We start from the raw sequence: 6,000 nt of genomic DNA, 5'->3' as shown, positions 1-6,000 counted from the left end.
CAACAGCAACGCCACCGAGCGTTCGCGGCCCGGCCGGCGGCGCGCGAGCGACCACCAGAGCAGGCGGCGGCCGTCGCGATCGCACAGACCCCGGTGGGCCAGGCGCCGGTAGACCTCGTCCCGCACGGCGATGTCCAGCAGGACGCGTCCGATCCCGGCCAACTCGTCGTCGTCGAGTTCCTCCCCGTCCTCCAGGCGGCGTTCCGCGTCCTCGTGCGCCCTCACCGCGCGGTCCACCTCGAGGGCCCCCTCCAGCCGTGCGGGTCCCCGACCGTGCGGATCGTCGTCACACGCCCCGTGGTCCCGCACCTGGTACAGCCGCTCGATCTCTGCCCGCGAACCGGCCCGGACCCGCCCGTCGAACGCGTGGACCGCGGCGATCTCCGTCGAGTCCGGGTCGACCTGCGTTCCCCGGACCATCCCGAACAGATCGACCCACGGCGAGCCGTGTGCGAACTCGCCCACCCCGTAGGCGCCGACGACCTGCGTCCCGGCCAGCCCCAACCAGTACTCGAACGCCGCGGCGGCGTCCTCCGCGCGGAGACCGGCGGAGTGCCCGTCCGCACAGTCCTCGTGAACCACCACCAGGTGGACGTCGGTCACCCCCTCCCTCGAGCAGAACCGGGCCAGCCCACGAGCCGGACCGTCGTCGGCCACGACCGGTGACGGCTCACCCTCCCCGGAGCGGCAGTCCTCCGCACCGCCCCACCCGTCCGCACCGCCCCGCCCGTCCTCACCGTCCCGTCCGTCCGCACCGTCCCGTCCGTCTCCTTCCCCGGGTGGCGATCCGGGACCTCCGAGCAGGCCGTCGACATCCATCCTGACGACCGGCCCGGCGTGACCGTCCGCGGTCCGCCCGCATATCACCACCACCGATCCGGGCCCCGGCGGGAACCCCAACATCGACGGGATGGACGCGATGAGCTCCTCCGGAGAGGAGATCACCACCGTCCGAGGGTCGTCCACACCGTCGTCACCGATCCGTCCGTTCGCGGTCATCGTCGTCCACCTGTCTCGTCGTCTCGCGGCCGCTCCCCGGCCGAGGGCGGCCCGCGGGTGCCGGTGCACCGGATCAACTTTCTGACACTCCACCTGCGGTGTCCCGGAGGAAACCCGCGGGGGGCGACCCGCTGTGGAGCCCGCGGCACGGTGGGGAATCAACTGCGGCCCGCCGTCGTTGGCAAAGAGGAGAAACCCCGTCCCGGTGGGACGATCAGTTCGGACCGGACCGGACGGCTCGGGGTGTTGCGACGAGAGGAGTCGACATGGCCAGGCACAGCGATCTGTACCGACTGATCGAGCCCGTCCCCGATCTGCGATCGGAATCCGGACAGGGTCCGGTGCTCGTGCATGCGTTGGAGGGTTTCTCCGACGCCGGCCAGGCGATCCAGGGCGTCACGGAACACCTCAAGGAGAGCCTGGACTCCCAGTTGATCGTGGAGTTCGACGCGGATGAGCTGGTGGACTACCGCTCGCGTCGACCGCAGGTGCGGTACTCCTTCGACCACTTCGCCGGATACTCGGAGCCGACCATCCAGATGCACGCGGTCAAGGACGCAGGCGGGACCTTCTTCCTGCTGCTCTCCGGCCTGGAGCCGGACCTGAGGTGGGACGGGTTCACCGAATCCGTGATCGACCTCGCCGGGTCGTTCGGGGCCCGGATGTCGGTCGGTCTCGGCGCCATCCCCCTCGGGGTACCGCACACCCGCCCGACCCAGTCGAGTGCACACGCCAGCGACGTCGACCTCATCCGTGGCTTCACCGCGTGGCCCGGGGAGTTCTCCGTCCCGGGGAACGTGAGCGCGCTGCTGGAGCTCCGGATGGCCGAGCACGGCATCCCGTCCGCGGGCTTCACCGTCCACGTACCCCAGTACCTGTCGCAGACCGCCTACCCCGCGGCGGTCCTCAACCTCGTCGGCAACATCGCCCAGATCTCCCAGCTGGAGCTGCCGTCCGGTGAGCTCGAGACCGCCGCCCGGGACTTCACCGCACAGGTGACCGCCCAGATCGCCGACAGCCCGGAGATCCGGACCGCCGTGGAGCTGATGGAGAAGCAGTACGACGAGTTCATGGAGTCCCGCCACGGCTCCGACTCGCTCAACCCCGGCGGCACACCGCTGCCCTCCGGCGACGAGATCGGTGCCGAGTTCGAGCGGTTCCTCGCGGAGCAGACCGGCGACGACGAGCCTCGCGCCCGCTAGCACGGACGGACGGTCGCGGCCGGGCGACTAGGCTCGGTCGGGTGCAACTGCCCGAACTCCTCGCCGACCTCGACGACGTCCCCTCCGACCTCCTGGAGGAGGCGGTATTCGACGCCTTCGTGGCGTGGGCCGCCGACCAGGGCCTGACGCTCTATCCGGCGCAGGAGGAGGCGGTCCTCGAGGTGGCGGCGGGTAGCCATGTCGTCCTGGCCACGCCGACGGGGTCGGGCAAGTCGCTGGTCGCCCTGGGGGCGCACTTCTCCGCCATGGCCCGCGGGGTGCGGAGCTACTACACCGCGCCGATCAAGGCGCTCGTCAGCGAGAAGTTCTTCGCTCTGTGCGCGGTGTTCGGCGCCGAGAACGTCGGGATGCTCACCGGTGACGCCGCGGTCAACGCCGACGCACCGATCATCTGTGCCACCGCCGAGATCGTGGCCAACATCGCCCTCCGGGAGGGCGCCGCCGCGGACATCGGTCAGGTGGTGATGGACGAGTTCCACTACTACTCCGAGCCCGATCGGGGCTGGGCCTGGCAGGTCCCGCTCATCGAACTCCCCGACACGCAGTTCCTGCTGATGTCGGCGACGCTCGGCGACGTGGACTGGCTGATCGAGGATCTCCGTACCCGGACCGGACGGGAGTGCGCGCTGGTCGGGGGCACCGAGCGACCGGTCCCCCTGACGTTCGACTACGCACTGCGCAGCATCCACGAGTCGGTCGAACTCCTGCTCCGGGATGACAAGGCACCCGTCTACATCGTCCACTTCACCCAGGCCTCGGCCCTGGAACAGGCCCAGGCGCTGACCTCGGTGGCGGTGGCCTCCAAGGAGCGCAAGGCCGCCATCGCCGAGGAGATCGGCGGATTCCGGTTCACGACCGCGTTCGGCCGGAACCTGCGCAAGCTGCTCATGCACGGAATCGGGGTCCACCACGCCGGCATGCTCCCGAAGTACCGCCGCCTCGTGGAACGGCTCGCCCAGGACGGGTTGCTCACCGTCATCTGTGGGACCGACACCCTCGGCGTCGGTATCAACGTCCCCATCCGGACCGTTCTGTTCACGGGGCTCACCAAGTTCGACGGACGCCGGCAACGTGTCCTCAAGGCCCGGGAGTTCCACCAGATCGCCGGCCGTGCGGGCCGAGCGGGGTTCGATACCGAGGGTCTGGTGGTGGTGCTGGCTCCCGAGCACGAGGTCGAGAACGCCAAGGCCGCGGCCAAGTCGGCCGCCAACCCCAAGAAGAAGGGCAAGTCGGCCAAGAAGAAGCCGCCGGAGGGGTTCGTCAACTGGTCCCGCTCGACGTTCGACAAACTCGTCGGCGCCCAGCCCGAGCAGCTCACCAGCCGCTTCGAGGTCAACAACGCGATGCTGCTCAACGTGATCTCGCGTCCGGGGAGCTGCTACGCCCACATGCGGCACCTCCTGCTGTCCTCGCACGAGACCCGGGCCCGGATCCGGCAGCACGTGCTGCGCTCGATCGAACTCTTCCGCGGGCTCGAGACCGCCGGCATCGTCGAGAGGATGGCGGAGCCGGACGACGACGGACGGCACGTCCGTCTGACGGTGGACCTCCAACGGGACTTCGCGCTCAACCAGCCCCTCGCCCCGTTCGCGATCGCCGCGATGGAGGTCCTCGACCCCGACTCCCCCACCCCGGTCCTGGATCTGGTCTCGGTGATCGAGTCCGTCCTCGACGACCCGCGCCCGATCCTCTACGCACAGCAGCGGGCCGCCCGCGGCGAGGCGATCGGGGCGCTCAAGGCAGAGGGGGTGGAGTACTCGGAACGGATGGAGCTGGTCGAGGACATCTCGTGGCCCACACCCCTCGGCGACCTCATCGCGGACGCCTACGACGCCTACCGGGCCGGGCACCCGTGGGTGGCGGGGGTCGAGCCCTCCCCGAAGTCGGTCGTCCGCGAGATGGTCGAGCGGGGGATGACCTTCTCCGATCTGGTCTCCGCGTACGGACTCAGCCGGTCGGAGGGTTCCGTCCTGCGCTACCTCACCGACGCCTACCGTGCGCTGCGGCAGACCGTTCCGGCCGACCTGCGGACCGACGAGTTCGACGACCTGGTCGAATGGCTCGGGGAACTCGTCCGCCAGGTCGACTCGAGCCTGCTGGACGAGTGGGAACTGCTCACCGACCCCGAGGTCTCCCCGGACCAGGTGGCCGAGCTCGCCTTCGGACAGTCGAGCGGCACCACCCGGCCCGTCACCGCCAACTCGCGGGCGTTCCGGGTGATGGTCCGCAACGCGATGTTCCGCCGCGTGGAGCTTCTGTCTCGAGACGACATCGACACCTTGGTGCAACTCGACGCCGACGTCCCGCTCCATCCCGACTGGGACACCGAGATCGATGCGTACTGGGACGAGTACGACGCGATCGGAACCGGGCCCGCGGCGCGCGGACCCGCCCTGTTCTCCGTCACCGAATCGGGCGACGGGGTGGAGCCGGGGACCTGGAGGGTCCGGCAGGTGCTCGACGATCCGGAGAACGACCACGGCTGGGCCGTCGAGGGTGTCGTGGACCTCGGCGCCAGCGACGAGGCGGGCGAGGTCCGGTTCGCGTCGCTGACCCTCGCGGGGTGACGCAGCGGGGAGGCTGAACCGGGCCGCGGTTCCGGTGTCCGTACGATGACCGACGAACACCGATCCGACCCCTGGAGGACATCTGTGACCCCCCGCATCCTGTACAAGAGGCTCGCGCTCGCGGAGGTGATCACGTGGACGCTGCTGATCCTGGGCATGGTCGGCAAGTACGGGTTCGGTCTCGACTGGGCCACCACGGTCGGTGGCAGCATCCACGGTTTCGTGTTCCTGTGCTACACCGTGGCGACGATCGCGGTCTGGACGGACAAGCGCTGGTCGGCGGGGACCGGCCTGATGGGCCTGGCGTCCGCGGTCATCCCCTACGCCACCGTGCCGTTCGAGAGGTCCGTCGAGCGCCGCGGGCTGCTCGAGGGACACTGGCGGCTCGGGCCCGGAGGCGAACAGTCGCGCACCCTCGCCGAGCGCACGCTGGCCTTCGCGCTCCGGTCCCCGGTCGTCGCACTGGTGGTGACCCTCATCGTGGTGGCCGTGGTCTTCTCGCTCCTCCTGGTGGCGGGCAAGCCCACCGAGTGGTTCTCGTGACCCTGGCCCGTGAGCCGGGACGCCGGGAGCTGAACAAGGCGGACAAACAACGCCGGATACTGGCCGCCGCCCGCGACCTGTTCTTCCGCAACGGGTACTCGTCGGTCACCACCCAGGAGGTGGCCGATCAGGCGGAGGTCGGCACCGGGACACTGTTCAGGTACGCCCAGTCGAAGGGCGAGCTCCTGTGCATGGTGGCCAACGAGGAGTTCCGCGCCATGGTCGAGACCGTCCCGGATACCGGGGACCCCGTCGAGGATCTGGTCACACTGTGCGACCCCCTGTTCTCCGCCCTCGAGAACCAGCCGGAGAACATCGTCGCCTACCACCGCGAGACGGTCTTCGGGGAACCCGGCCCGCACCGGGCGGAGGCGCAGCGCATCCTCGGGGAACTCCGGGGCATCATCGGACTCGTGCTCGCCCGGCACTCCCCGCGGGCACCGGAGGCGGAGGACCTCGACGGTCCCGCCCAGACCGTCTTCGACGTCCTGTACATGAGCATCGTCCGTTCGGGGATCGACCGGTCGCCCGGTCGCGACCACCGAGCCGACCTCCGCGAGCACGTCGATCGTGTCCTGCACGGAGTGCTGGCACGTCGGGTGTCCTCCGACAGCACGTACTGACGGCGCCGTCCGGCCACCCCGACGAACCGTCCTCCACCGCGCCGG

At 70.0% G+C, this 6,000-nt stretch carries 5 protein-coding genes; 4 read left to right on the top strand and 1 reads right to left on the bottom strand.

Translation table 11 applies throughout. The features are described 5' to 3' along the window. On the bottom strand, nucleotides 1-999 hold a 999-nt coding region (locus G6017_RS05950), incomplete at its 3' end, for a DUF4192 family protein (protein WP_182616414.1). Between the two features lie 266 nt (nucleotides 1,000-1,265). Here G6017_RS05950 and G6017_RS05945 point away from each other — a divergent pair. From G6017_RS05945 to G6017_RS05930, 4 genes are all read left to right on the top strand, one after another. Then, nucleotides 1,266-2,201 (top strand): PAC2 family protein, encoded by a 936-nt coding sequence (locus G6017_RS05945; RefSeq protein WP_179525203.1) that lies wholly within the window; start codon nucleotides 1,266-1,268, stop codon nucleotides 2,199-2,201. 41 nt (nucleotides 2,202-2,242) lie between these two features. Next, entirely contained in the window at nucleotides 2,243-4,789 is a 2,547-nt protein-coding gene (locus G6017_RS05940) for a DUF3516 domain-containing protein (protein WP_182616411.1), read from the top strand. Between the two features lie 84 nt (nucleotides 4,790-4,873). After that, nucleotides 4,874-5,332 carry a DUF3817 domain-containing protein gene (locus tag G6017_RS05935; protein ID WP_179525201.1) on the top strand — a complete coding sequence of 153 codons (459 nt, stop codon included), beginning with the start codon at nucleotides 4,874-4,876 and terminating at the stop codon, nucleotides 5,330-5,332. After that, nucleotides 5,329-5,955 carry a TetR/AcrR family transcriptional regulator gene (locus G6017_RS05930; protein ID WP_179525200.1) on the top strand — a complete coding sequence of 209 codons (627 nt, stop codon included), beginning with the start codon at nucleotides 5,329-5,331 and terminating at the stop codon, nucleotides 5,953-5,955. The genes G6017_RS05935 and G6017_RS05930 overlap by 4 nt, the downstream gene beginning before the upstream one ends. Nucleotides 5,956-6,000: the final 45 nt, after the last annotated feature.

Origin of the sequence: Dietzia sp. B44 (genome assembly GCF_014145245.1) — a bacterium.
GTDB lineage: Bacteria > Actinomycetota > Actinomycetes > Mycobacteriales > Mycobacteriaceae > Dietzia > Dietzia natronolimnaea.
This window is presented reverse-complemented; position numbering and strand designations above follow the sequence as displayed.